Source organism: Methyloceanibacter methanicus (assembly GCF_001723285.1).
In the GTDB taxonomy this organism is placed as follows: domain Bacteria; phylum Pseudomonadota; class Alphaproteobacteria; order Rhizobiales; family Methyloligellaceae; genus Methyloceanibacter; species Methyloceanibacter methanicus.
Window position 1 is genome coordinate 368,508 of sequence record NZ_LPWG01000012.1, and the last position, 21,316, is coordinate 389,823.

The window sequence follows — 21,316 nt, forward strand, 5'->3', positions numbered from 1 at the left end:
CGTCCGCGTTCCCTTGGGGACCTCGAGACGTTCCGGCGGGGACAATCCAGGGCGGATCGAATATGCTGTGCACCGCCGGACATTGCGTGCCAGCGCGCCTAACTGGGGGAGGTCAAATCAAGAGATATGGATCCTGTACTACTGAATCCGTTGATTGCACTCGTCGCGGGCGCTCATTCTGCTTATGCCCAGAATTCTGAACTATGTCGTCGCGATCTACCTGATCGCGATCGGCATCATCGGTCTTGCACAACATCTGCAATAGTCTTGCGGGTGTAGTGTCCAATCGAAGAAGATGAAAAGCACCCCAGTTGCTGGGGTGCTTTTCCCGGCTACGGGAATCGTGCAGAAAAAGACCGCTCTGGAACCCAGAGCTGGCATCGCCTATATTTTTTGCTTCAACCGAATCTGAGGTCGAGCAGGGTGCCGGCCGGGATACGGGCGATGTTACACAGTCGATTGAAACGGCGTCGTGCGCACGGCTCTTGAAGCCGCGCCGCCAGGCCTGTCGAGTTGCCAGTGGCGATGATGGGGATACGAAGCGAGTGATGGGCCGAACGAGTCGCGTGAGTCCGACGAGCCATCGCAACGAATCTCGATGCGGGATGGGGTTGCAGGGTGTGCTCGTGCTGACCGCTGCGCTTTTCGTGCTATTGCTCCCGAGTGCGCTGACGGCTGCGGCGCCTGAGACCGCGACGGAAGACGGCGCGCCCCCTGCAGGCGCCCAAGCGAACCAGAATCAGGCGGCGGACGATCAGGCGAACAAGGCAAGCGATGAGAACAATTCGCCCGGCTATGCTTGGTCCGCCAATCGGAGCGGGTCCCGGATCACGCTCCGCGGGGCCGTGCCCTCGGAAGAGGACAGGCAGACCGCGCTCGGCATGGTGAAAGCCCATTTCCCCGATTTTGCGGTCGAGGAAAAAGTGGAAGTGGTTGAATCCGGGCCGCCGCGCGAGCAATGGCTGGCGGCGGTGAGTTTCGGCCTTCAACAGCTCGCGCAAATGACAAAGGGCAAGGTGCGTCTGACCGACCGCGGTTTGACGGTGACCGGTCAGGCCGCGAATGCGGACCAGTACGGAAAGATCAAGAAGGCCTTGGCCGGGCCGTTGCCCGCGGGCCTGACCCTGACGGGTGACGGCGTACGGCCGCCCGTCGCCAATCCGTTCGTTTTCGAAGCCGATCTCGGACCGAATGCACTGAGCCTCGCGGGAAGCGTGCCGAGCGAGGATGCGCGCAAGACCGTGCGGGACTTGTCGCGGCAGCTTTTCGCGCGGCCGGGCCTGGACGACCGGTTGGAAGTGGCCTCCGGCGCGCGAAGAACTGGGACGAGGCTGTTGCCGCGGCCTTGCGCGCGCTGTCGCGGCTCGAGACCGGCAAGGTCGCGCTGACCGGCGTCGCTGTAAGCATCGAAGGCGTCGCGCCCGATCAAGGCACGGCCGTTGCCGTCGCCTACCAGCTTCGGCGGGATTTGCCGGAGCGGTTCTCGACATCGGAGAGCATCAAGTGGAAGGAAGCGGCGGTGCCGCTCAACTTCGCACCCAGGGCCGCGCCGTCTCAAGACGTGGCGGCCACAGTCGTTCCGCGCATCAAGTCGGTCCCCGAGGACAGCAGGAGATGGCGAAGCGGTGCGCTGCCGCCGCTCGTTCCGCTCGGCGGCGGACGCTGAGATAACACGCGCGGGGACGGCGCTTCCAAGGCGCCTAATCGTTGACGGCGAAGAACGAGGCGATGGCCTCGACCTGGTCGGGCTCGGCGAGCGTCGGCGCATGCCCTTGGTGGGGAACGATCATGGTCCGCAAGTTTGGATGCCGCTCGACCATCTCGTTCAGCGTCTCGGCGCTGAGGATGTCGGAGTGCTCGCCGCGAATGACGAAGGTCGGCATCTTGCTCAAGGCCACGAACTCCGGCCACATCGGAGGAAAGGGGCGGCTGAGGTCGACCATGCCGATCGCCTTGCCAAGCTTTCGATCGTAGGACAACACGAGCCGGCCCTTGTGCTCCTCGAAAACGCTGCGCGCCATCTGATCCCATTGGGCATCGGTGAAGTCGGGGAATCCGCGCTCATTGATCTCGCGCATGATCTGCATGGCGTCCGCCCATGTCTTGGGCGAAGGCATGCGCCGGACATAGTTGACGATGCGGGCGAGCCCTCGCGTCTCGATCACGGGGCCGATATCGTTGAGCACGACGGGGCCCATGGCCGTCGGGCGCGCGGCCGCCATCAGCATCGTGACGATGCCGCCCCGCGATGTCCCGACAATGCCGACCTGGTGCAGTCCCTGAATCGTCAGGAAGTCCAGAACGTCGGCCAGTTCCACCGTGGGGATGTAAGTTGCGCCAGTTCGAATCGTACTCCGAGCGACCGCGCCACGATAGTCGATGCAGTAGACGTTCCGCGGCGTTTCGGGATGCGTCGACAGATAGGTGGCAAGCTTGTGGAAGTCGCGGGAATTGCGCGTCAGGCCCGCCAGGCAAATGACGCTGCGATAGCGCTCGTCCGGTGCCGGGTAGTGGCGCGCATAGAGCGTCAGATCGTCCGAGGACTCATAGAATATGTCGCGCCAAGGCTTGCTCTGAAGCTCAAGCATGGTCCATCGCCGATTTGGGGGGCACCGTCTGGAGAACCCGTCCGATGCGCGGTTTCGCGCGCCGCTGCCTTTCGCACCCTTGATGGCGGATCAATCCTCGAAAAGTCAACCGCACAAGCGCCTATTCGGCCCCTTAAGGCGATTTTGGCGCCTCCGAGACCGGTTGGACGGATGCGGTTTCGGACGGCGGGACCCGGCGGCCCCTGTTGAGGTCCTGGACGAGGTGCAAAGCATTCTCCGGCCCTGCCAGGCGGGAGCGGTAAAGCTGCAGCGTCTCCATGATCTTGATCACGTAGCGGCGCGTCTCCGTGAACGGAATGCGTTCGATCCAGTCCACGGGGTCGACGTCGGGGTCGCGCGGGTCGCCATAGATGCCCACCCACTCCTTCACGCGTCCGGGACCGGCATTGTAGGCGGCAAGGGCCATGAAGTAGGAGCCGTCATAGTTCGTGATCAGATCGTTGAGGAAGGCTTCGCCGAGCTGGGTGTTGTAGGCGGGGTTGGTCAGCTTGGCCTGGGAATATTGAACCTTGTACCGCCGTGCGACGCCGCGTGCGGTCGCGGCATCAGCTGCATCAGCCGCTGGCGCCAACAGGGCTCTTGGCGGCGGCGTGAACTCGCTCTCTTGCCGGGACAGCGCATGCACCAGAGCCGGGTCCACCCGTTCGTCGACGAGGCTCTTGAAAGACGGCATCACGCCGACGGGCAGGGCGTAGTCGCCCATGGGCAGGTCGCGATTGAAGGCGATCTTCGACAGGCGCAGGGCCATTTGCTTGTGCCCCACCGCCTTGGCGAACTCGGCCAGCAGCACGACCTCGGCCGCGTTGTCGAGCGTGCGGGAGAGGGACAGCAGGAACTGCGGCGTCACCCACTCCACACCGACGGCGCGCGCCACGCCCAGTGCGCGGACGGCATTACGCCCCATGAAGCGCTCGATATCCTCCGGGGTCGGGACCGGCGTCGCGGTGACCGCGAGCCGGGCCGGACGCGGGTCGAGCGCCTGGCGGCCGAGCTGGCCGTAAAAATACTGTGGATACTTCGCGGCCACATGGAAGTGCACCGCGGCCGAACCGCGGTCGCCGAGAGCCAGCGCCGTGCGTCCTAGCCAATACTCGGCGCGCGAGATATCCCGGGAGTCGGTCGCGCCGCGCCGCATCGACAGAAAATGACGCAGCGCCGTTTGCGGCTCGTCCAGATAGCGGAGCGCCACCCAGCCCGCGAGAAACTCCGCCTCCACATACTGGTCGGCCAGATGTTGCCGTTCGGCGGCAAGGCCGTGTTTCGCCGCGATCTCATAGGCAGTGCGGGGCTGCCCGTCGTTGAGGGCCGCCCGAACGTTGACCCGGCGCTCGATCCACCATTCCTTCATATCGAGAAGAAGGTCGGGCTCCGGCGGAACATCGAGCAGGAGCTTCCAGGCAATGAGCCGCTGCTCCTTATCCTTGGTGCGCCGGAGCCACTGAATGTTGTTGAAACGAAGCCCGAGGTCGTCCTCGACGGCGTCGTCCGGCAACGCCTTGAGCAGCTTGCCCGCGTTGTCGTTGCGCTTGACCACGGCCACGCGTGCATTGACCTTTTTCTGCTCGGCCTCCGGCAAGTGCTTGGCCACACGCAAGGCCGCACTGCACGCCTTGGACTTGTCCGGGTACAGAAGAACGTCGATGCGTGCCCGGTGATCGTCCGCATCCAGCATGTCGCCGAACTCGCTGAGGATCTTCTGCTCCGTGTCTTCTTCGAGATCGTCCTCGCGCCACGCGGCGTCGACACTGGCTTCGGCCCGCTCCTTGTCGCCTTCCTTCAGATAGACGCCGGCGAGCGCCGCGCGTCCGGCGCCGGTCTCGGGCTCGGAGTCCTTGAAGAAGGCCTTGATGCGTTCCGGGGACGCGTCCGTGAGAAAGAGCGACGTTTCCGCCTTTTCGCGAAGCCGGTCGAGCTGCGGCCACATCGGATGGGTCTTCCGGTACGCCTCGACCGCCTCGGCCTCGAGATACGTACTCTTCGTATAGCTGTAGCGGTACCAGAGCGCGAAATCCCGCGCCGCGGGATCCTCGATCTTGGGCGTGGTCTCATCGACGCTGCCCTTGTGGCGCATGACGAAGCGCGTGCGGCTTTCGTCGGAGCTGTCGAGCTTGTACTCGAGCAACGGTTTGAGGATCGATGCGTAGTCGAGCGCGGGTTCGGGCGCGCCGGGCTCATTGGTCGCGGCGGGGATGAACGGTCGGCTCCGGGACGGTGTCCGGCATGAATGAAGCGGGCGCGGCGGCCAGTTTTGCGCCGTCTTCCTCGCCGTCCGCCTTGTCGTCCCCTTCGGCGGTCTTGTCCCCGTCGGCCTTGTCGTCCGGCTCCGCCGAGACCGCATCCTCATTTTCGGATGCCGGCTCGGCAGACGGCGACTGCGGCTCCATGGTGGCCTGCGGGATGGCCGCGATCGTGGTCGCTTCGGCGGCTTGTTGCGAGACTTTGGTCGCCGTTGTCTCGTTCGGTGTCACGGTCGCCGTCTCGGCGGCAAGGGTGGGCCCCGCCGCGCTTGCTTCCGTGACCGGACCTCTCAGGGCCGGCGTCCGTGTCGCGGTCGTTTCGCCTGCGGGCGGCGTTTGACCGGAGGCGGAAGCCTGGGATTGCAGGCTCTGCGGTGCCAGTGCGTCCGAAGCGGCGGGCTCGGAGGACAACGTCCCGGCGGATGCGTCGGCCGTTGGTGCGGGGCTTGGAACAGCAGGGGAGCGTTCGGGGTTTCTTGCAGGAAGCGGTATCGCCTCCGTCTTGGCGTCGGCGCAAACCGGAACCGCCCAAGCAAAGGCCAAAAGAAGCGCGATTCTATACGCGTGTGTGCGTTCCATGATCGTCGATTGCTTCCGGCTACGACCCGCGTCTAGCGCTCAGTACGCCCCCCGATACCCAGGAGCCGCGACGAAACAAGTCGGCGTAGTCTAACGAATTTCTACACTGTCTCAAAGATTTCGGCGGAAAGATGACTGCGTTGGGTGCGTGAGGATAAGATCGGCTGCGAAGCCGCCCTCTAGGGTGCTCGTGCGGCGCGCGTTTTTCCCATGGAGCGCGCATCCATCCTCTCCTGCGGATCGGGCGCGATCCTAAAGGCGCAAATGCGTGACGGCCCGCTTGCCGGGTCCATCCCGACCTCCTATTGTCCCGGCCCACCGACCCGTAGGAAACCGAGATTGCCGCCTGTGCGCCAGCGATTGCGCCAAGGAGTTTGAGTTGTGACCATGCCGCCGTTTCAGGGCTCCATTACGGCCCTCATCACGCCCTTCAAGGACGGTTCCGTGGACGAGGACGCCTTCTGCAAATTTGTGGAATGGCAGATCGATCAGGGCACGCACGGGCTTGTGCCGTGCGGCACGACGGGCGAATCGCCCACGCTCGACCACGACGAGCACCGGCGCGTGATCGAACTCTGCATCGAGGCGGCCGCGGGACGCGTGCCGGTGATTGCCGGAACCGGTTCGAACTCGACCGCCGAGGCCGTCGAGCTGACCCGTCACGCCAAGGAGGCGGGCGCCGATGGGGCGCTCGTGGTCACGCCGTACTACAACAAGCCGACGCAAGAGGGTCTGTATCTTCACTACAAGGCCGTCAACGACGCGGCCGACATCCCGATCGTGATCTACAACATTCCCGGGCGCAGCATCGTGGACATGTCCGTGGAGACCATGACGCGGCTGTTCAAGCTGAAGAACATTGTCGGCGTGAAGGACGCGACCGCCAACCTGGCGCGGGTCAGCCAGCAGCGGGCGGCGATGGGCACCGAGTTCATCCAACTTTCCGGCGAGGACGCCACGGCGCTCGCCTTCATGGCTCATGGCGGGGTGGGCTGCATCTCGGTCACGTCCAACATCGCGCCCGCGCTCTGCTCGGAGTTCCAGCTCGCGTGCCTAGGCGGAAATTTCAAGCGGGCCCTGGAGTTGCAGGATCGCTTGATGCCGATACATGAAGCGCTGTTCGTGGAATCGAACCCCGGACCGGTGAAGTATGCCGCCGAAAAGCTCGGGCTGTGCGGCGGGGCGACGCGCCTGCCGCTGGCGCCGATCACCGATGCGACGCGCAAGCGTGTCGATGCGGCCATCGAAGCGGCCGGGCTGAAGCCCGTCTAGGACTCCGGAGGGGCACGGCCATGGCGCCGAAACGCGAGAGCGGGAAGCTCATCGCTGAGAACAGACGAGCCCGCTACAACTACGACATCGAGGAGACGGTCGAGGCTGGCATCGTGCTCACCGGGTCGGAGGTGAAGTCGCTGCGCATGGGCAAGGCGAACATCGCCGAGTCCTATGCTTCCAACGAAAACGGCGAGCTCTATCTAATCAACGCCTATATCGCCGAATATCCGGGTGCGGCCCGGTTCGGCCACGATCCGACGCGGCACCGCAAGCTCCTCCTGAAAAAGAAGGAGATGGCGCACCTGCTCGGCGCCATCCAACGGCAGGGCATGGCGCTGGTGCCGCTGCGCCTCTATTTCAATGCGCGCGGAATTGCCAAGCTGCTTCTGGGCCTCGGGCGCGGTAAAAAGGTCCACGACAAGCGCGAGACGGAGAAGCAGCGGGATTGGGACCGTCAGAAGAGCCGTCTCATGCGCGAGAAGGGATAGATCTTGGAGAGCGGCTCTGGAGCGTAGCGCACCCATCCATCTGCGCCCGGCCTTCCGCTGCCGCTCGTCACCCTGTCTGCGACGGACGGTGCGGAGATCACACTGGCCACGCTGCCCGGGCGCAGCATCGTCGCCGTCTATCCCTGGACCGGCAGCCCCGGCGCTCCCAATCCGCCGGAATGGGACGACATTCCCGGCGCCCACGGCTCCACGCCCGAACTGGAAGGGTTCCGCGAAATCTTTGGGGCGATCTCGAAGACCGGCACGCGGCTGTTCGGCCTGAGCGGCCAGACAACCGAATACCAGCGCGAGATGGCGCTGCGCTTGGGGCTCCCGTTTCCCATTCTGAGCGATGCGGAAGGAGCCATGGCGCGGGCGCTCCGTTTGCCCACGTTCCTAGCCGGCGGCGACAGCTATCTGAAACGACTCACCTTCGTGGTCCTGGATGGACGGACCGAACACGTCTTCTATCCGGTGCGCGATCCGGAGACCCATCCCGTCGAGGTCGCCGACTGGCTGCGAGCGGGGATGTGAGGCGGGGCGGGAATCTGCCCGGTCAATCGCCGAGTGCGTCGTCTTCGGCGTCCTCGACCGAATAGCCCAAGGCGCTGAGACCTTCCTCGAGATAGTCCGACAGAAGCGGCATACCCAAGAGATATTCCGCCGTGCGATTGTTGCGTTCGCGCGCGCGGTCTCGAGCGCATCGGCGAGTTCGTCCGCCCCGAACGAGCCACGGCCGATCCAGGCCAGCGCGACCAGGCTCAACTGCTCGTCCACGTTGAGGTCGCGAATGAACTCAATCAGCTCGGCCACGGTCGAGTCGTCGGCGAAGTCTTCGAGGATCGACTCGGCGTCGTGATCGGACGTGGCGCTTTCGTCCCAGGCGCCGACCTTCGCGCCGTATTCGCGCGCCTTGACGATCACAAAACCTACCTTTGTCGGGGAAATCTCTATCCCTGCCATCAACATCGCTGCCGGAGACCGGCATCCTCTCGAAATTCCACGGACCAAGGCGAAAGCATGCCCGACTTGGCCGACGCCAGCAACTCAATCCCTGAGACTCAATCCCTGAGGCTTGCGGCCGCATCCCCGACCACGCGCTCGAACATCTCCGGCGTCAGGCGCCCGGTATTGGTGTTGAGGCGGGAGCAGTGGAACGAGTCGAACAGTTCAAGACCGCTCGGGAGCCGATGCCGGGCGCCGTGGGCGAACGGGAAGTCCCGTTTCTTCGCCGCGAAACTCGACAGGATGCTGTCATGGGCCACGCGTCCGATCGCGAGGAGAGCACGCAAAGAGGGGAGCGCCGCCTTTCGCCCGTCAAGGAACCGGCGGCAGCATTTGATCTCCCCGGTTGTCGGCTTGTTCTGCGGCGGGACGCAGCGCACGGCGTTGGTGATCATGCAATCGACGAGGCTCAGCGCCTCGGGGCGGAGTACATCGTGCTCGCCGCGCGCGAGGCCGGTCTTGAGAAGCGTCGGATAGAGGAGGTCGCCGGCGAAATCGCCCCAGAAGGGCCTGCCGGTCCGGTTCGCGCCCTTCAGGCCAGGCGCGAGCCCGACGATCAGGAGCCGGGCCGTGTCCGGGCCGAACGAAGGCACGGCACCGTTGAACCAGTCTGGATGGGCGGCGGCATTGTCTTTGCGGAATGCCACGAGGCGGTCGCACAAGCTACAATCCGCTTCGGGTTCGGCGTGTGTTTCCAACGAGAGCATGTCCGGCGAACGACCTGAAAATCGCATGGGGCCCCATGCGTAGCGTTCCGGACGGCGGAAGACCAGAGGGCGAGGGGGCGCCAACAGGCGCCGCCCGAGTTCGCGCTAGGTCTCGACCAGGTGCGGAGCCTCGAAGGGCGCCGATTCGGGGTCGGTCCGGTGGCGGTTGTCGCGCTGACCGCGTTCGGCCGGCATGCGGCCGATCTCGTCGCGCAGATCCACAAGGTCGATGAACTGATCGGCCTGACGGCGCAACTCATCGGCGACCATCGGCGGGTTGGTCGACAGCGTCGAGACCACACTGACGCGCTTACCTTTGTGCTGCAGCGACTCGACGAGGGAGCGGAAGTCGCCGTCGCCGGAAAAGATCACGAGATGGTCGAGATGTTCGGCGAGCTCCATGGCATCGACCGTAAGTTCGATATCCATGTTGCCCTTGATCTTGCGCCGGCCCGCGGAGTCGACGAACTCCTTGGTTGGCTTGGTCACCATTGTGTAGCCGTTGTAGTCCAGCCAATCGATCAGGGGACGAATTGACGAATATTCCTGCTCCTCGGCGAGCGCCGTGTAGTAGAGCGCGCGCACGAGCTGTCCTTTCGCGCGGAACAGGGCGAGGAGCCTCTTGTAATCGATGTCGAAGGAAAGGGTCTTGGAAGCGGCGTACAAATTCGCGCCGTCAATAAACAAAGCAATCCGTTCCGTAGGATAGAAGTGCATCTCTGGTCCTAACGACGAGAATCTGGTTGGTGCGAGAATACACACGCACAGAACGGCTTAGTCTGGTGTAGGCGCAGGGGCTCCGCAATTGGTCGCAATGTCTCAGATACTGCTAGGAATTGGGGCAAATTATCCCGGCCCGTGGGGAGAGCCATGCCAGACCATTCAGCGCGCTCTGGCCGAGCTCGATCGGAACGGCGTCCGGGTGAAGGCGGTCTCGCAACTTTACGAGACTGCGGCGGTGGGCCGCGCCGGCCAGCCGTCTTACGTGAACGCGGTGGCCGTGATCGAGACGGCGATGTCTCCGGAGGCCCTGCTGCGGCGGCTGAAACAGATCGAGCGGGCGGCGGGACGCAGGGGCGGAAGTCCCTGGGGGCCACGCACGCTCGATGTGGACATTCTGGATTACAAAGGGCGGGTACGGAACTGGCGTGGCGCGGTTCCACGGTTTTCGAGGGCCGGGCGCCGGCCGCTGATTCTGCCCCATCCCTGGATCGAGGCGCGGCCGTTCGTGCTGCGCCCGCTGCTCGACGTGGCACCTGGCTGGCGCCATCCGGTCACGAAGGAATCGGCTGAAGTGCTGTGGCGCCGGCTCGCGCTAGGACGGGAAGGGCGGGTCCTGCGGACGCTGGCGCCTGAGACGCGACTTGCCAGAGGGGCGTGATTTGCCTACATAGGGGCTAAATTCAGCCCATTCCAAAAGGACTTTCAGATGGCTCGCGTCACCGTCGAGGACTGCATCGACAAGATTCCGAACCGCTTCGAGCTCGTTCTTCTGGCTAGCCACCGCGCCCGCACGATTTCGGCCGGGGCTCAGCTCACCGTACCGCGCGACAACGACAAGAACCCCGTCGTTTCCTTGCGCGAGATCGCCGAGAAGAAGTTCACGCCGGACGACCTCAAGGAGGACTTCATCCACTCCATGCAGAAATACGTGGAAGTGGACGAGCCCGAGGCCGAAGCCGTTCCGGCCCTGTCGCAGGACACGCGCATGCCCGTTCTCGGTCAGGACGATCAGTCCACCGACACGCAGATCGATCGCATGACCGAAGAAGAACTGCTGCGCCGCATGGCGACCCAGGCGCCTTCGGATGGCTCCAATGCGGGACCGCGCGCGCGCTAGCGCGCCGGGTGGCCACGGGCGGGGCACGTCACGACACGCCTCGCCCCATTTCGGCACGCAAAGCGGCCTTAGACATCCGGTAACGTTGGCGTCGGCAAAAGCCTTGTGCCGGCACGGTCTTGCGCGCCATTGTGGCGGCCTGAGATGACCCGCCAATACGAACTTGTCGAACGCATTCTGGACTATCAGCCGACCGCCAACGAGGCGCTGCTGAACCGCGCCTATGTGTACGCCATGAAGGCGCACGGCAATCAGAAGCGCGCCTCCGGCGCCCCGTATTTCTCCCATCCGCTGGAAGTGGCCGCGATCCTGGCGGAGATGCGCCTGGACGATGCGACCATCGCCACGGCGCTGCTCCACGACACCATCGAGGATACCGAAGCGACGCGCGCCGAGATCGATGCGCTGTTCGGCGCGGAGATCGGAACGCTGGTCGACGGGCTGACCAAGATCAAGAAGCTCGATCTCGTCACCAAGAAGGCCGAGCAGGCCGAGAATTTCCGCAAGCTTCTGCTGGCGATCTCGAGCGATATCCGGGTTCTGCTCGTGAAGCTCGCCGACCGCCTGCACAATATGCGGACCCTCGAGCACATGAAGCCGGCCAAGCGGAAGACCATCGCCGAAGAGACGATGGACATCTACGCGCCGCTGGCGGGCCGCATGGGCATGCAATGGCTGCGCGAGGAACTCGAGGATCTGTCCTTCCGTTGGCTGAACCCCGAAGCCTACGCCACCGTGTCCGAGCGCTTGAAGGCGCTGCGGGAGGACAATCAGGGCCTGATCGACGAGATCCAGGGCGCGCTCACGTCGAAGCTCAAGAACGCGCGCGTGAAAGCCGTCGTCGCCGGACGCGAGAAGAAGCCATACGCGATCTGGAGCAAGATGGAGCGGAAGCAGATTTCGCTGGAGCAGCTCTCCGACATCTATGCGTTCCGCATCGTCGTCCCCAAGATTCCCGACTGCTACCGGGCGCTCGCCGTGGTCCATACGAGCTGGCACACCGTTCCAGGCCGGTTCAAGGACTACATCTCGAACCCGAAGCAGAACGACTATCAGTCGATCCATACGACCATTGTCGGCCCGCGGCACCAGCGCGTGGAACTTCAGATCCGGACCGAGGACATGCACGCGATCGCCGAGTATGGCGTCGCCGCGCACGCGCTCTACAAGGATCTCGATAGCGGGAAGAAGGTGCCCGCCCAGGATTCCAGTGCCTACAGATGGTTGACGCATCTGGTTGGCATCTTGCTCGAAGGCGACAACCCCGAAGAGTTTCTGGAACACACCAAGCTGGAGCTGTTCCACGACCAGGTGTTCTGCTTCACCCCCAAAGGTCGCCTGATCGCGCTGCCGCGCGGGGCCAACTGCATCGACTTCGCCTATGCGGTGCACACTCAAGTGGGCAACACGGCGGTGGGCGCCAAGATCAACGGCCGGCCCATGCCGCTGGCCTCGGCGCTGCGGAATGGTGACGAGGTCGAGATCGTGTGCTCGGAGGCGCAGTCGCCCCCGGGGGCGTGGGAACGCCTGGCCGTCACCGGCAAAGCGCGGTCGGCGATCCGGCGTGCCTCGCGCGATGCCGTGCGCCTTCAATATGAGAAGCTCGGTCGCGAAATTCTCGATCGGGCGTTCCGCCGCCACGGCCGGACCTTCAACGAAGAGGCGATCGCCAAGGGCCTGCCGCGCCTGTCTCAGAAGACGGCCGAAGACGTGGTGACGGCCGTCGGGCGCGGCGAGTTGGCCTCCGAGAACGTCTTCCGCGCGGCCTTCCCCGAGGAGATCTCCACCGAGCCCCCGAAGCGCCGCCGCGAAGTGAAGCGCAGCGACGAAGGCTGGTTCGGTCTCGGCAAGGTCATGGGGCTGAAATTCCGTTGGCCGGGCTCAGGGGGGAAGGCGGATCCCAAGGGCCCGGAAGGCATTCCCATTCGCGGGCTCCGGAGCGGCCTGCCGGTGAACTTCGCCGACGGCGGCGCGATTCCCGGCGACCGGATCGTCGGCATTCTCACGCCTGGCCAGGGCATTACCATCTATCCCATTCACGCTAGCGCCCTGAAGGCGTTCGACGACGAGCCCGAACGCTGGATCGACGTCACCTGGGACATCGACGAGGACAATCCTCAGCGCTTTCCGGCGAAGATCGCCGTGACGGCCATGAACGAGCCGGGGAGCCTTGCGCAGATCGCCACGGTCATCGGCGAGGTCGACGGCAATATCCAAAACATCAAGATGACCAATCAAGTGGCCGATTACACGGAGATGCTCATCGACATCGATGTCTGGGATCTTCAGCATCTCAACGAGATCCTGACCGGCTTGCGTGCGAAGGACGTGGTCAGCGCCGCCGTCCGGGCCGAGGACTGACGCCCCACAAGACACTGGTACGACGGGCAAAAAACCACCAAATATGATAGGGCTCGTTCGCCGGCAGGCGGAGAAGCGGCGGGAAACGGCAGGCGCGCATGCAAGTAGCCCTGCAACGAGGTAGATATGCTGTTCAAGCGCCGCGAGGCCGAAAGCTTGCTGAACCGGTTACGGGTGTCGTTGTGGCCGCGCCGCAGCTGGGGACGTTCGACCCGCTACGTGGTTCATCGCGTGCGCCGCTTGAGTGCGACACCGCATGCGGTGGCGCTAGGCTTTGCGGCCGGCGTGTTCGTGTCCTCGACGCCCTTCATCGGATTTCATATGGCCCTTTCGGCGGCGCTGGCCTGGATCGTGGGGGGCAGCATCGTCGCGGCGCTGCTCGGAACGTTCGTGGGCAATCCGCTCACATATCCGCTGTTTTGGGTGGGCAGTTACGAGGTGGGGTCGCTGATGCTGGGCAGGGACGACGGCGATGTGAAGCTCGACCTGTCGCAGGGCATCTTTCAGACGGACCAGATTTGGACCCTGCTGAAGCCGATGACTCTCGGCTCGATTCCGATCGGCGTGGCGCTCGCGCTTCTCACCTATGTCCTGGTGAGACCGGCGGTGAACGCTTACCAGCACCGGCGCCGGGAGCTTCGGCCGCCGAACGAAGCCGTCGGCACCCGATGAGGCTGCGTCCGGTGAGAAAGGTATGGCAATGGAAACCGTGATGCGCGTGCCGAGAATCCGGTTGGGCATCAATATCGATCACGTGGCGACGCTCCGGAACGCGCGCGGCGGCGCTTGGCCCGATCCGGTTGCGGCGGCGAACCTCGCCGCCAAAGCCGGTGCCGACAACATCACCGCGCATCTGCGCGAAGACCGCCGCCATATTCGCGACGACGACATCGCGCGCCTGCTGGCGGAGGTCGACTGCCCACTCAACATGGAGATGGCTGCGACCGACGAGATGACGGCGATTGCCCTGAAGGCGGCCCCTCCCGATGTCTGTCTCGTGCCCGAACGCCGGGAGGAACGCACGACCGAGGGCGGTCTCGATGCGGTCGCGCAGCACAACCAGCTCGCACCGGTCGTCGCCGCCTTGGGCCAGGCGGGCATCAAGGTTTCGCTCTTCATCGGGGCCGAGCGGCCGCAGATCGAGGCAGCCGCGCGCCTGGCTGCCCCGGCCATCGAAATCCATACGGGCGGTTGGTGCGACGCCGTCACCGAAAGGCGCGAAGCCGACGCCGAAACGGAGTGGCAGGCCATCGTCGACGGGGCTGCCTTTGCGCATCGTCTTGGGCTCGAGGTCCATGCAGGCCACGGCCTCAACTATGCGACGGCCCAAAAAATATCGACGCTCCCGGAGATCGTGGAGCTCAACATCGGGCACTTCCTCGTCGGTGAGGCGGTCTTCATCGGCCTCGGCGAGGCGGTTCGGCGCATGCGCACGGCCATGGACCGCGGACGTGACGCGGCGCGCCTCCCTGCGGGGGACAGCGTCGCCTCATGATCATCGGGCTCGGCAACGACATCATCGACATCCGCCGGATCGAAAAGACGATCGAGCGCTATGGCGACCGCTTCCTGCTCCGGGTCTTCACCGAGACCGAACGGGACAAGTCGGACCGCCGGGCCCTGCGGGCCGCCTCCTATGCCAAGCGCTTCGCCGCCAAGGAAGCTTGCGCCAAGGCGCTCGGCACCGGGTTCCGCCGCGGGGTCTTCTGGCATGACCTCGGGGTGGTCAATCTCCCCTCGGGGCGACCCACCTTGGAGCTCACGGGCGGCGCGGCGCGTGTCCTGGAGGAATTGACCCCGGCAGGGCATGACGTGCGGATCGATCTCACCATCACCGACGATTTTCCGACGGCACAGGCTATCGTCATCATTTCGGCGATCCGGAGATCGCCTTAAAATTGCGCCACTGACCGCGTCCTTCGTTTGCCCAAGACGGGGCGAGGGTCTATAGGGGCTCAAGTTCCATTGACGAAGGGATGCCCTGCTTGGCGGGCGCGCAACCTAAGGAGAGCGCCGCATGAGTGTGGACGCGGACAAAATGGCCTCAAAGGGAAGTAATTGGGAGACGGTTCGCGTCGTCATTCACGCCCTCATTCTCGCGCTGATCGTGCGCGTGTTTCTGTTTCAGCCCTTCAACATTCCTTCGGGCTCCATGATCCCCACGCTGCTGGTGGGCGATTATCTGTTCGTCTCGAAATACAGCTACGGCTATAGCCGCTACTCGTTTCCGTTCGGCTTGAACCTGTTCTCCGGACGCGTCTGGGCCGCGGAGCCCGAGCGCGGGGACGTCGTGGTCTTCAAATTGCCCAGCGACAACGACACCGACTACATCAAGCGCGTGATCGGCCTTCCCGGCGACGAGATCCAGATGATCCAAGGGGTCCTGCACATCAACGGCAAGGCCGTGGACAAGGTGAAGGTCGAAGACTTCGTCATGCCGGGCTTTGGTAGGGAGAACCGCCACTTCACCCGCTACATGGAGACGCTTCCCAACGGCGTCAGCTATCCCGTGCTGGATCTCGTCAACGAGGGGGTCGGCGACAATACGGATGTCTACAAGGTGCCCGAGGGGCACTTCTTCATGATGGGCGACAATCGCGACAACTCCACCGACAGCCGTTTTCTGTCGGAGGTCGGGTTCGTCCCCTTCGAAAACCTCGTCGGCAAGGCTCAGGTGATCTTCTTCTCCATCGACGAGGATTCGAGTTTCTGGCAGGTCTGGCGCTGGCCGACCGACGTTCGCTGGAACCGCATATTCAAATCGGTGAACTAGGATCGTGGGCAAGCGGCGCATCTCGGATATCGGCCGGTTGGCCGAACGTGTCGGACACACCTTCGAGACGCCCGCACTTTTGAAACTTGCCCTGACCCATGCCAGCACGCACCCCGGTTCGAAACCGAACGAAGACAACGAGCGTCTTGAGTTCCTGGGCGACCGCGTCTTGGGTCTGGCCATCGCGCAACTGCTCTCGGAACGCTTCCCCCAGGCGAGCGAAGGGGAGCTGGCGCGCTGGTTCAACCATCTCGTCCGCACCGAAACCTGCGCCGAGGCCGGTCAAAGCTGGCAACTGGGCGATTACATCCTGATGAGTGGTGGCGAGGCGGGCTCCGGCGGACGGCGCAAGAAGACGATTCTCGCCAATGCCTGCGAGGCGGTGCTGGGCGCCGTGTTCTCCGATGCCGGCTACGATGTCGCGCGCGATGTCATCTGGCGGACGTGGGAGCCGTATCTCGCCGAGCTGAAAGATGCCGCGCCCGACGCCAAGTCCGTCTTGCAGGAGTGGGCGCAAGGGCGCCAGCTGCCGCTGCCGAACTACATCGAGGTCGCCCGCGAAGGCCCGGACCATGCCCCGCGCTTCACCGCCGAAGTGCATGTGGCGGGCATTGCCCCCGAGCGGGGCGAGGGTGCGAACAAGCGCGCGGCCGAACAGGCCGCGGCCCTGGCCATGCTGCTGCGCGAAGGCGTCTGGCAGGCGGCCGCCAATGACTGACCTGCCAACGACCGATACGCCCGACGGCCCGACGCGCTGCGGGTTCGTGGCCTTGATCGGCGCGCCCAACAGCGGCAAGTCGACCCTGACGAACGCGCTGGTCGGCGCCAAGGTGTCCATCGTGACCCACAAGGCGCAGACCACGCGCGGGCCGGTGCGCGGGATCGTGCTGGCGGGTGAGGCGCAAGTGATCCTGGTCGATACGCCCGGCATTTTTCAGCCCAAGCGCCGTCTCGATCGGGCCATGGCCCAAGCGGCGTGGGACCGGGCCGGGGACGCCGACATCGTGGCTCTCGTGGTGGATGCGGCGCGCGGGCTCGACGACAAGCTTGCGCCCATCGTCGAACATCTGCCTGAACTCAACCGGCCGGTGATCGCGGTGCTGAACAAGGTCGATCTCGTCAAGAAGCCGGCGCTCCTGAAGCTCACGTCCGAGCTCATGGCGCTCAAGGCCTTCGCCGAGATCTTCATGGTGTCGGCGCTGACCGGGGACGGCGTGGACGATTTGCGGGCCTATCTCGCAAATGCCGTTGCCGAAGGACCTTGGCTGTTTCCGGAGGACCAGCTCTCGGATGCCTCGCTGAGGCAGACCGCGGCCGAGATCACCCGGGAGAAGCTGTTCTTGCGCCTGCACGAAGAGCTGCCTTACGCGCTCACGGTCGAGACCACCGCGTGGAAAGAGCTCAAGGACCAAAGCGTCCGCATCGAACAAACCATCTTCGTCGAACGCGAGAGCCAGCGGCGGATCGTACTCGGCGCCAAGGGCCAGATGATCAGGGAGATCGGCCAGGCGGCGCGCGAGGAGATCGCCGAGATCGCGGGCGTGCCGGTCCATCTGTTCCTGTTCGTAAAGGTGCGCGAGCGCTGGGGCGAAGATCCCGAGCGTTTCCGCGAAATGGGCCTCGACTATCCCAAGAGCTGAGCGCGCCGGACGTGGCCGGCCCAGCCTCGCGCAACCAGGGTCGCAACAGACGGCGTTAGCGCAGACACCCTCAAAGACGGTCCGCGGTTTCGGAGCAGCGCCAAAACGTGACCGGCTGTCGCATGGCTGTCATATGCCCAGGTAAAGGTTTGCGCAGTCCCGGGCATTCTCCCGACCTCGGCACAAGGCTAAGCGAAGAATTAGAAGCAGCATTCAATTTGTGGGCACTGACATGAAGCACATAATTCTCAAGCCATTTCTGGTCATAACCTTTGGAACGAGCGCAACGCTGGCCTTTGCCTTTGACAAGGCGATCGACGAAGCAAAGTGCGCAGGGATTTTCTACGTAAACAAGGAACTCGCACAAAAGGGCAGCGGCGGCAACGGCAAGCCCGTAAGCTATTGGCAGGACCTGACGGAGAAGGCGCGAGAGCTCGCGTTCGAAGCCGCAAAGGACACGAAGACAAAGGACGCGGTGGAAGTGGAGATTGGCGACATCTCCACCAGCATGGGACTGGCCGTTGAGAAGGAAGACCCCGAGATGCTGGCCCATCTCGGCGAAGCGACGCCGCGCTGCGAGGAGCTCGTCAACGCTTCGACAAGCACGCCCTAGTTCCGTCGCCCGTCCCCTTGCCAACGCAGACATCCTGCTCCGTCGAGATCACTTCTTGTGCCCATGGCCTAGGCAACACCACGAATCGTGGGCCAAGCTGCGTATACGGACAGCAGCGGCCACAGCCGGGAACGCGCAAAGACGGGAGCGTACGTGGACTGGAGCGACGAAGGCATCTTCTTGAGCGGCAAGCCGCTCGGCGAGGCCAACCTCATCGCGGAGGTCTTGACGCTCGAGCACGGCCGCCATCTGGGGCTCGTGCGCGGCGGGCGTTCCCGGCGCATCCGCCCGACGCTGCAGCCCGGCAACCTCGTCCGGGTGACCTGGCGGGCGCGGCTCGCCGAGCACCTGGGCGGTTACCATGTGGAACTGATGGAAGCCCACGGGGCCCGTGTGCTGGACGATCCGCGCGCGCTTGCCGCCATCGGCACGATCGGGGAACTCGTGAAGCTCCTGCCCGAGCGCGACCCGCACCCGGAACTCTATGCGACGACCCTGCATGTGCTGCGCTCGTTCGCCGAGCCGGAGATCTGGCCGGCGCTGCTGGTCTATTGGGAGTTCCAGCTCCTCCAAGAGCTCGGCTTCGGCCTCGACCTGACCTCCTGCGCGGCCACGGGCACGACCGAGGATCTGGTCTATGTCTCCCCCAAATCGGCACGCGCCGTCAGCCGCGAGGCCGGCGCGCCTTACGCGGACAAGATGCTGCCGCTGCCGCGCTTCCTGATCGACAGCACCGCGCCGCTCGCGCCCGCGGACATCGTCGCAGGGTTCGATCTGATCGGCTACTTCCTGGAGCGCGACGTGCTCGCCCCGCACGGGCTCAAATTCCCCGCGCGCGGGGCCGGTTGCTGGATCTGCTGCAACGCGCGCCGCACGCCGCCTGAGGCCGTGTGCCGCTTGAGGCGACTCACGGGATGCGTTAAGCGCGTCACATGGGAAAACGCGCGACGCCCCCCGAGCAGGGGCCCATCGAACCGATCGATCTGAAAGAGGCGCTGGAAGAGCGCTATCTCGCCTACGCCCTGTCCACGATCACCCACCGGGCGCTTCCGGACGTGCGCGACGGGCTGAAGCCCGTGCACCGGCGGCTGCTTTACGCCATGCAGCAGCTGCGCCTGCAGCCGCAGGGCGAATTCCGCAAATGCGCGAAGATCGTCGGCGACACGATGGGCAATTTCCATCCTCACGGCAATCAGGCGATCTACGACGCGCTGGCCCGCCTCGCGCAGGATTTCGCCGTGCGCTATCCGCTCGTCGACGGGCAGGGGAATTTCGGCAATATCGACGGCGATAACCCCGCCGCCGATCGCTACACCGAGGCGCGGCTGACCGACATCGCCGCGCGGCTCCTGGAAGGCATCGACGAGGACACGGTCGATTTCCGCCCCAACTACGACGGGCGCGAGATGGAGCCGTCCGTGCTGCCGGCGAACTTCCCGAACCTGCTGGCCAACGGGGCCTCGGGCATCGCCGTCGGTATGGCGACGAACATCCCGCCGCACAACGTCGCCGAGCTCTGCGACGCGGCGCTGCATCTCATCAAGTTTCCCAATGCCACCGCCGACAAGCTCGTCGCCTTCGTGCCGGGCCCGGATCTGCCCACGGGCGGGATCATGGTCGAGCCGCGCGAACAGATCGTCGAGGCCTACAAGACGGGGCGGGGCTCGTTCCGCCTGCGCGCGCGCTGGGAGAAGGAAGATGCGGGCCGCGGCACCTACCAGATCGTGGTCACCGAGATTCCGTATCAGGTGCCGAAGGCGCGGCTCGTCGCACGCATCGCCGAATTGCTCCAGGCGAAGAAGCTGCCTCTGCTGGCCGACGTGCGCGACGAGTCCGCCGAGGACGTGCGGCTGGTCCTGGAACCCAAGAGCCGCACCGTCGATCCCACGCTGCTCATGGAGTCGCTGTTCAAGCTGACCGAACTCGAGACGCGCGTGCCGCTCAACATGAACGTGCTGAGCCAGGGCAAGATCCCGAACGTGCTGAGTCTGCGCCAGGTGCTGCTGGAATGGCTGGCGCACCGGCAGCAGGTGCTCGTGCGGCGATCGAACTTCCGGCTTTCCAAGATCGACCACCGGCTGGAGGTCTTGGCCGGCTACCTGATCGTCTATCTGAACCTCGACAAGGTCATCAAGATCGTGCGGGAGGAGGACGAGCCGAAGCCCGTGCTCATCAAGGCGTTCAAGCTCACCGACGTCCAGGCCGAAGCCATTCTCAACATGCGGCTGCGCGCCTTGCGGAAGCTGGAGGAGATGGAGATCCGCCGTGAGCACGACGCGCTCACCAAGGAGCGCAAGGAGCTGACGGCGCTGCTGAAGTCCGAAGACAAGCAGTGGAAACGGATCGCCGACGAGATCAAGGACGTGAAAGAGGCGTTCAGCCCGAAGACCGAACTCGGCCGCCGCCGCACCAGTTTCGCGGACGCGCCCGAAGACGTCGCGGACGTTCTGGCGGAGGCGATGATCGAGAAGGAGCCGATCACCGTTGTCCTGTCCGATAAAGGATGGATACGGACGATCAAGGGCCACAACACGGACGTCTCGAAACTGTCCTTCAAGGACGGCGACCGGCTGAGGCAACTCTTGCACGCGCAAACGACCGACACGCTGCTGCTGTTCGCTACCAATGGGCGTTTCTACTCGCTCGCCGCCGACAAGCTGCCGGGCGGGCGCGGACACGGGGAGCCCTTTCGCCTCATGATCGACATCGAGGACGCCGGGGATTGCGTCGAGCTGATCGTGCATCAGCCGGGCCGGAAACTGCTTGTGGCCTCATTGAGCGGCTACGGCTTCGTGGCGGCGGAAGACGACGTGATCGCCATGACGCGCAAGGGCAAGCAGATCCTGAATGTGAAGGCGCCTGACGAGGCGGCGGTCTGCGCGCCGGTGTCCGGCGACAGCGTCGCCGTCATCGGCGACAACCGGAAGCTGTTGCTGTTCCCGCTCTCCGAACTGCCCGAGATGCCGCGCGCAAGGGCGGTACGGTTGCAGCGCTATCGCGACGGCGGCCTTGCGGACGCGAAGACCTTCGCGAAGAAAGAGGGGCTCGTCTATATCGATGCGGCGAAGCGGAGCTTCACCCTGGCGTCCGCCGACTTGCGCGACTGGTGGGGCGCCAGGGCCGCCGCCGGCCGCTTGCCGCCACGAGGCTTTCCGAAGTCGGGCAAGTTCGGGGACAAGTTCTAGCGCG

Annotated in this window: 22 protein-coding genes and 2 pseudogenes; 18 read left to right on the forward strand and 6 right to left on the reverse strand. The window is 64.6% G+C overall.

Annotation, left to right across the window (positions count from 1 at the left end; all coding sequences use genetic code 11):
* Positions 1-126: 126 nt before the first annotated feature.
* The 3 genes and pseudogenes from AUC68_RS16465 to AUC68_RS11440 all read left to right on the forward strand — a co-directional run bounded on the left by AUC68_RS16465 (position 127) and on the right by AUC68_RS11440 (position 1,666).
* Positions 127-265, forward strand: a pseudogene (locus AUC68_RS16465) (DUF3096 domain-containing protein).
* Between the two features lie 340 nt (positions 266-605).
* The gene (locus AUC68_RS11435; RefSeq protein WP_069437732.1) at positions 606-1,388 is read left to right on the forward strand and encodes a hypothetical protein; all 783 of its coding nucleotides are present in this window, start codon (positions 606-608) and stop codon (positions 1,386-1,388) included.
* Positions 1,346-1,666, forward strand: coding sequence for a hypothetical protein (locus AUC68_RS11440; RefSeq protein WP_069437733.1), 321 nt, complete (start codon positions 1,346-1,348; stop codon positions 1,664-1,666). The genes AUC68_RS11435 and AUC68_RS11440 overlap by 43 nt, the downstream gene beginning before the upstream one ends.
* A 34-nt stretch (positions 1,667-1,700) precedes the next feature.
* Here AUC68_RS11440 and AUC68_RS11445 read toward each other — a convergent pair whose 3' ends face one another.
* The 3 genes from AUC68_RS11445 to AUC68_RS16470 all read right to left on the reverse strand — a co-directional run bounded on the left by AUC68_RS11445 (position 1,701) and on the right by AUC68_RS16470 (position 5,425).
* Positions 1,701-2,588, reverse strand: coding sequence for an alpha/beta fold hydrolase (locus AUC68_RS11445; protein ID WP_069437734.1), 888 nt, complete (start codon positions 2,586-2,588; stop codon positions 1,701-1,703).
* A gap of 133 nt (positions 2,589-2,721) precedes the next feature.
* Positions 2,722-4,731, reverse strand: a complete 2,010-nt coding sequence (locus AUC68_RS11450; RefSeq protein WP_069437735.1) for a lytic transglycosylase domain-containing protein — start codon at positions 4,729-4,731, stop codon at positions 2,722-2,724.
* 49 nt (positions 4,732-4,780) lie between these two features.
* Positions 4,781-5,425 (reverse strand): hypothetical protein, encoded by a 645-nt coding sequence (locus AUC68_RS16470; RefSeq protein ID WP_141701238.1) that lies wholly within the window; start codon positions 5,423-5,425, stop codon positions 4,781-4,783.
* Between the two features lie 387 nt (positions 5,426-5,812).
* Between AUC68_RS16470 and dapA the strand changes: the two genes are divergently transcribed.
* From dapA to AUC68_RS16055, 3 genes are all read left to right on the forward strand, one after another.
* Positions 5,813-6,697, forward strand: a complete 885-nt coding sequence (gene dapA, locus AUC68_RS11460) for a 4-hydroxy-tetrahydrodipicolinate synthase (RefSeq protein ID WP_069437821.1) — start codon at positions 5,813-5,815, stop codon at positions 6,695-6,697.
* A 20-nt stretch (positions 6,698-6,717) separates the two neighbouring features.
* Positions 6,718-7,188: an SsrA-binding protein SmpB gene (smpB, locus tag AUC68_RS11465; protein ID WP_069437737.1), complete on the forward strand. Its 471-nt coding sequence runs from the start codon at positions 6,718-6,720 to the stop codon at positions 7,186-7,188.
* A gap of 102 nt (positions 7,189-7,290) precedes the next feature.
* Positions 7,291-7,722, forward strand: coding sequence for a redoxin domain-containing protein (locus tag AUC68_RS16055; protein WP_244500508.1), 432 nt, complete (start codon positions 7,291-7,293; stop codon positions 7,720-7,722).
* A gap of 198 nt (positions 7,723-7,920) precedes the next feature.
* On the opposite strand, the pseudogene AUC68_RS17830 reads toward AUC68_RS16055, so the two are convergent.
* The 3 genes and pseudogenes from AUC68_RS17830 to AUC68_RS11485 all read right to left on the reverse strand — a co-directional run.
* A pseudogene (locus AUC68_RS17830) lies at positions 7,921-8,157 on the reverse strand (DUF3775 domain-containing protein); the annotation flags it as partial.
* 92 nt (positions 8,158-8,249) lie between these two features.
* The gene (locus AUC68_RS11480) at positions 8,250-8,840 is read right to left on the reverse strand and encodes a uracil-DNA glycosylase (protein WP_342027478.1); all 591 of its coding nucleotides are present in this window, start codon (positions 8,838-8,840) and stop codon (positions 8,250-8,252) included.
* A 165-nt stretch (positions 8,841-9,005) separates the two neighbouring features.
* A complete protein-coding gene (locus AUC68_RS11485) occupies positions 9,006-9,617 on the reverse strand; it encodes a LabA-like NYN domain-containing protein (RefSeq protein ID WP_069437740.1) in 612 nt (203 codons plus the stop codon).
* 97 nt (positions 9,618-9,714) lie between these two features.
* Between AUC68_RS11485 and folK the strand changes: the two genes are divergently transcribed.
* The 12 genes from folK (at position 9,715) to parC (ending at position 21,312) form a co-directional block, all read left to right on the forward strand.
* On the forward strand, positions 9,715-10,281 hold the full coding sequence (gene folK / locus AUC68_RS11490) for a 2-amino-4-hydroxy-6-hydroxymethyldihydropteridine diphosphokinase (protein WP_083240672.1): 567 nt from the start codon (positions 9,715-9,717) through the stop codon (positions 10,279-10,281).
* A gap of 48 nt (positions 10,282-10,329) precedes the next feature.
* A complete protein-coding gene (gene rpoZ, locus AUC68_RS11495; protein WP_069437742.1) occupies positions 10,330-10,740 on the forward strand; it encodes a DNA-directed RNA polymerase subunit omega in 411 nt (136 codons plus the stop codon).
* A gap of 144 nt (positions 10,741-10,884) precedes the next feature.
* On the forward strand, positions 10,885-13,101 hold the full coding sequence (locus AUC68_RS11500; RefSeq protein ID WP_069437743.1) for a RelA/SpoT family protein: 2,217 nt from the start codon (positions 10,885-10,887) through the stop codon (positions 13,099-13,101).
* 126 nt (positions 13,102-13,227) lie between these two features.
* Positions 13,228-13,773: a DUF2062 domain-containing protein gene (locus tag AUC68_RS11505; protein ID WP_069437744.1), complete on the forward strand. Its 546-nt coding sequence runs from the start codon at positions 13,228-13,230 to the stop codon at positions 13,771-13,773.
* 28 nt (positions 13,774-13,801) lie between these two features.
* On the forward strand, positions 13,802-14,596 hold the full coding sequence (locus AUC68_RS11510) for a pyridoxine 5'-phosphate synthase (RefSeq protein ID WP_425283228.1): 795 nt from the start codon (positions 13,802-13,804) through the stop codon (positions 14,594-14,596).
* A complete protein-coding gene (gene acpS / locus AUC68_RS11515) occupies positions 14,593-14,997 on the forward strand; it encodes a holo-ACP synthase (RefSeq protein WP_069437745.1) in 405 nt (134 codons plus the stop codon). Before AUC68_RS11510 ends, acpS begins: the two co-directional genes overlap by 4 nt.
* 121 nt (positions 14,998-15,118) lie before the next feature.
* On the forward strand, positions 15,119-15,874 hold the full coding sequence (gene lepB, locus AUC68_RS11520) for a signal peptidase I (RefSeq protein ID WP_069437746.1): 756 nt from the start codon (positions 15,119-15,121) through the stop codon (positions 15,872-15,874).
* 4 nt (positions 15,875-15,878) lie between these two features.
* Complete coding sequence (rnc, locus tag AUC68_RS11525; protein WP_069437747.1) at positions 15,879-16,592, forward strand: ribonuclease III; 714 nt, start codon at positions 15,879-15,881, stop codon at positions 16,590-16,592.
* Positions 16,585-17,514 carry a GTPase Era gene (era, locus tag AUC68_RS11530; protein WP_069437748.1) on the forward strand — a complete coding sequence of 310 codons (930 nt, stop codon included), beginning with the start codon at positions 16,585-16,587 and terminating at the stop codon, positions 17,512-17,514. The genes rnc and era overlap by 8 nt, the downstream gene beginning before the upstream one ends.
* 232 nt (positions 17,515-17,746) lie before the next feature.
* Entirely contained in the window at positions 17,747-18,127 is a 381-nt protein-coding gene (locus AUC68_RS11535; protein WP_069437749.1) for a hypothetical protein, read from the forward strand.
* An 87-nt stretch (positions 18,128-18,214) separates the two neighbouring features.
* Positions 18,215-19,114, forward strand: coding sequence for a DNA repair protein RecO (recO, locus tag AUC68_RS11540; protein ID WP_244500498.1), 900 nt, complete (start codon positions 18,215-18,217; stop codon positions 19,112-19,114).
* Positions 19,060-21,312 carry a DNA topoisomerase IV subunit A gene (gene parC, locus AUC68_RS11545; protein WP_069437750.1) on the forward strand — a complete coding sequence of 751 codons (2,253 nt, stop codon included), beginning with the start codon at positions 19,060-19,062 and terminating at the stop codon, positions 21,310-21,312. The genes recO and parC overlap by 55 nt, the downstream gene beginning before the upstream one ends.
* The last annotated feature ends 4 nt before the right edge of the window (positions 21,313-21,316 follow it).

What these genes read in the sequence shown, in the direction of transcription:
- smpB (WP_069437737.1), top strand. Translation starts at nt 6,718, where the DNA reads ATGGCGCCGAAACGCGAGAGCGGGAAGCTCATCGCTGAGAACAGACGA.
- AUC68_RS16470 (WP_141701238.1), bottom strand. Translation starts at nt 5,425, where the DNA reads ATGGAACGCACACACGCGTATAGAATCGCGCTTCTTTTGGCCTTTGCT.
- AUC68_RS11435 (WP_069437732.1), top strand. Translation starts at nt 606, where the DNA reads ATGGGGTTGCAGGGTGTGCTCGTGCTGACCGCTGCGCTTTTCGTGCTA.
- parC (WP_069437750.1), top strand. Translation starts at nt 19,060, where the DNA reads ATGGGAAAACGCGCGACGCCCCCCGAGCAGGGGCCCATCGAACCGATC.
- era (WP_069437748.1), top strand. Translation starts at nt 16,585, where the DNA reads ATGACTGACCTGCCAACGACCGATACGCCCGACGGCCCGACGCGCTGC.
- AUC68_RS11535 (WP_069437749.1), top strand. Translation starts at nt 17,747, where the DNA reads ATGAAGCACATAATTCTCAAGCCATTTCTGGTCATAACCTTTGGAACG.
- lepB (WP_069437746.1), top strand. Translation starts at nt 15,119, where the DNA reads ATGAGTGTGGACGCGGACAAAATGGCCTCAAAGGGAAGTAATTGGGAG.
- rpoZ (WP_069437742.1), top strand. Translation starts at nt 10,330, where the DNA reads ATGGCTCGCGTCACCGTCGAGGACTGCATCGACAAGATTCCGAACCGC.
- folK (WP_083240672.1), top strand. Translation starts at nt 9,715, where the DNA reads ATGTCTCAGATACTGCTAGGAATTGGGGCAAATTATCCCGGCCCGTGG.
- AUC68_RS11500 (WP_069437743.1), top strand. Translation starts at nt 10,885, where the DNA reads ATGACCCGCCAATACGAACTTGTCGAACGCATTCTGGACTATCAGCCG.
- AUC68_RS11485 (WP_069437740.1), bottom strand. Translation starts at nt 9,617, where the DNA reads ATGCACTTCTATCCTACGGAACGGATTGCTTTGTTTATTGACGGCGCG.
- dapA (WP_069437821.1), top strand. Translation starts at nt 5,813, where the DNA reads ATGCCGCCGTTTCAGGGCTCCATTACGGCCCTCATCACGCCCTTCAAG.
- AUC68_RS11505 (WP_069437744.1), top strand. Translation starts at nt 13,228, where the DNA reads ATGCTGTTCAAGCGCCGCGAGGCCGAAAGCTTGCTGAACCGGTTACGG.
- AUC68_RS11445 (WP_069437734.1), bottom strand. Translation starts at nt 2,588, where the DNA reads ATGCTTGAGCTTCAGAGCAAGCCTTGGCGCGACATATTCTATGAGTCC.
- acpS (WP_069437745.1), top strand. Translation starts at nt 14,593, where the DNA reads ATGATCATCGGGCTCGGCAACGACATCATCGACATCCGCCGGATCGAA.
- AUC68_RS11510 (WP_425283228.1), top strand. Translation starts at nt 13,802, where the DNA reads ATGGAAACCGTGATGCGCGTGCCGAGAATCCGGTTGGGCATCAATATC.